Below are 3,524 nucleotides of genomic sequence, written 5' to 3' on the forward strand. Positions count from 1 at the left end.
GGTGAGCACGTGTGGGGACAGTTCCTCAAGGATTATCGGCCGACCGACTGGTAAGTCGCGCGGAAGAGCAGGGCGCCTTAGTCCGTCGAAGCTGCCAATCGCCTAACCAGATTGGCAGCAAAGCGTTCCGAGGCTTCAACCTGATGTCCGAGATGCAGGAAGGGCTCAATCATTTCCAGTTCCATCAGCAAGAATTGGCCCTGAGAGATAACCCCGTCGATGCGCGCATAGGCTACGTCGGCGTGACCCATCGCCGCCGCAGCCTCGAGGACACGGCTAGCACTGGCAATCAGGTCGTCACCGGGTTCGGACGCCTGGGCGACGCCGCCGAAATCGCTTTGCACACGATAGTCGCCGGCCTTGGGCCGCTTGATGACTGCGTGACTGTATTCCCCGTCGAAGAATAGCAACGACCATTCTCCGTCGCTGGCAACTTCGGGCACGTAGGGCTGCACCAAATAGTCGAACTCGGGCGGGAGTTTCGCAACGACTTGACCGAACACCGTGTCGCCGGCCACGCCACGCACCGTGTGCCATGCCGTACCACTTATCGTCGGCTTGATCACCACCTCACGAGAAGGCATGGCTGCCAGGGTATCGGGCAACTGCGATGCCGGCACGATCTGCGTGGGAATGATCGGAACGCCGTGTGTCGCCAACTCGATAAGGTAACGCTTGTCGCTATTCCAGAGCAGCAGCTCCTTGTTGTTGATCGTTGGCACGGGTAGCTGGCCAAGCCATTGTTTAAAGCGGGCGTAATGCTTGAAGTAGTCCCAGATCGAACGGATCAGCACGGCGTCGAAGGTCGCCCAATCCACGGCAGGGTCATTCCAGATACAAGCAGTCACCTCGACGCCGAAGCCTCTCAGCGACGCGACGAGGTTTTTATCGTCGGGGTGGATGCCAGGCTCGGCCACGGAAGTGGCGACGGCCAGGCGGTGCGTATACGAATCCGACATGACACCGTCATCCCATAGCGAAGGTTAGGCCAGCTCGAGTTCGTCGAGAATGGCGCCCAGGCGCTGCGTCGCGTCCGGTTGCAGCGGCTTGACCGGCAAGGGCAGACACCTGGCGGCCAGTCCGCGAAGTTCAGCGGCCTTAGCGACGACGCGTAGGCCACCGTATTGAAGGAACAGCTTCCACAGAGGCGCGAGCCGTTCGGACAGCCGCTCAGCCTCCTGCGCGTTCCCCGCTTGGGCGGCCCGCGTGATCGCCAGGGCGAGCTGCGGGAAAAGGCCACCAATCACCGAATACCAGGCTTCGCATCCCGCGTTCAGGCCGGTGGCGGCGAAGGCATCGCCGCTGACGCCGATCGTTACGTGCGCGGGAATCAAAGCGCGCAACCGCTCAACGCGCGAGCGAGCCGCGGCGGGATCGGCCGGTACGCCCGGAATCTTGATCGACGCAACGTTCGGAAGCTGCGCGATTCGGCCATGCAATTCATCGGTGAATTCGAAGTGCGTCGTAGTCGGGTTGTCGTACACGCATAACGGCACGGACAGCGAGCTGGTCACGGCTTCAAAAAGCCCGAAGACCTCATCTTCCGTGAGCTTCTGATAGGACATAGGGGCCAGCAGTACGCCGCGCACACCGACCTTCTGCGCAACCTGTGCCAGTTCCAGGACATCGCGCGTACGTAGGGCGCCTATGCCGACCATCACAGGAATCTCGCCCGCGTGCTGCACGGCAAGCTGCGCAACACGCAGGCGCTCCTGTCGCGTGAGATAGGCATAGCTACCCGTCGAACCCAAGGCTCCGATGGAATCGACCCCCGCGCCGGCGAGCCGCTCAATCAGTCGGACGAAGGTGGCCTCGTCGATGCCCGCCTCATTCAAGGGAGTCAGTGGAAATGCACTCAAACCGGAAAACATGGGTCATTCCTCCAAAATGGCCCCTTCGATTGTAGAAGACTTCAGTACTGGTACTGCAAGGTGACGCCGATCGTACGCGGCTGGTTGAGGGCGACGCGACGGGTCGTCGGCAGATCGGCTGAAATAGCGACCGGCAGGTCGGTCTCGCCATGCTTGTCGAACAGGTTGGTGGCGTACAGCGAGATATCGAAGCCGTTACGACCTTCCACGCCCATGCGGATGTTGGTGGTGGCGAAACCACCCCGGCGATAGAACGGGCTGTCCCTGTCGTACAGGAAGTTCGAATTCCCGACGTAGCTGAGGTCGGCGCGCATGAAACCGTCGTACTGCACGTTGACACGATGGCGGTACTCGGCCGCGAGCGAGCCGCTGAAACGCGGCACGTTCACCAGGCGGTCGCCGTCCTTCGCATCCGTACCGGGCACATCGTTCTTCAGGTGTGCGTCGTTGTAGCTGAAGCCGGCGCTCAATGTCACCGCGTTGATCGGCAGGAACTTCATTTCCAGTTCCGCGCCCTGGCTGACGGCCTTACCGAAGTTGGCGGTGATGTTGTAGCCGCAGCCCAGGACGATCTGCTGTTGAACGTGGTTCCAGTCGATGTGGTAGACCGACGCGTCGACGAGCAACCGATGCTCCAGCCAGGCGCTCTTGAAGCCCAGCTCATAGTTCCACAGCGTATCCGGGTTGTACTTGTTCAACTGCGACTGGCTGAGACCCAGGCCGGCCACTTCCGTGCCGCACAGGGCCGCGGGCGCGGGGTTGTTTGGACCACCCGGCCGATAGCCCTGGGAGGCCGTGGCATAGACCATGTTTTCGGGACTGATCTGGTACTGCAGCGTGAACTTCGGTGTACTGCCGTAGTCCTTCGAGCTGCTCTGCACGGCACTGGGGCCACCGTTGAGCAGGCCGTCGCCGGTCTGCGAGAAGCCCTGCTTGACCTCGAATGCACGGATGCCCGCGCTGGCTTTCAGTTTATCGGTGATGTTCCAGGACAACTCGCCGAACACGGCGTATTCGTGGAGCGTGGCATTGCGCGCACCGGCGTAGATCGTCGAGTACGCCGGGAAGGGCGTGTTGAACGTCTGGTTGAATCCGTCGGGATAAGGGATCGACGAGACGAGCGGGGCGCGGACGTCATGATAGAACGCCCCGAGGATGGCCTGCACGGGACCGTCGAACTTGCTGGTCGCCCGCACTTCTTCGGTAAATTCCTTGTTCTTGTAGCTGCCGTACATCGTGGTCGGATAGACACTCGGCAAGCCGAAGAAGTAATTGATGACCTTTGAGCTGTCGTCGCGAATATTGACATCGCGCGTGAAATACGACGATGACGACATCAACTCGAACGCGTCGAACTGCTTGTGGATGGCGATATTGGATATCGTCGACTTCTGCACATTGGCTTCGTTGACGTCGCGCACCTGGTACGGATCGCTAAGCGTCGCGGGGATCTTGTCGTAGGTAAACGGCGATCCCAGCTTGGAATACTGGTAGATGAAGCTGGGCGTGATGGAAAGCGTGTCGTCCGGCTTGATCAGCATCGCGACGCGCGTGCCGTAGGTCTTGTACGTGTTGACGTTGTCCTTCTTCTTGCCGTCCGGATCCGCCTCGAGGTAATTGGTCGGCGAGATCGGGTAGCGATCGATATAGCCG

Annotated in this window: 3 protein-coding genes; all 3 read right to left on the reverse strand. The window is 60.6% G+C overall.

Annotated features, from left to right (window positions below):
- Positions 1–77: 77 nt before the first annotated feature.
- On the reverse strand, positions 78–959 hold the full coding sequence (locus AC1DSN_RS20070) for an ATP-grasp domain-containing protein (RefSeq protein WP_477295212.1): 882 nt from the start codon (positions 957–959) through the stop codon (positions 78–80).
- Between the two features lie 24 nt (positions 960–983).
- The gene (locus AC1DSN_RS20075) at positions 984–1,871 is read right to left on the reverse strand and encodes a dihydrodipicolinate synthase family protein (protein WP_477295214.1); all 888 of its coding nucleotides are present in this window, start codon (positions 1,869–1,871) and stop codon (positions 984–986) included.
- 41 nt (positions 1,872–1,912) lie between these two features.
- A partial coding sequence (locus tag AC1DSN_RS20080) for a TonB-dependent receptor (protein ID WP_477332455.1) occupies positions 1,913–3,524 on the reverse strand: 1,612 nt, incomplete at its 5' end.

This window comes from Luteibacter sp. P4_D7_3 (assembly GCF_056401735.1).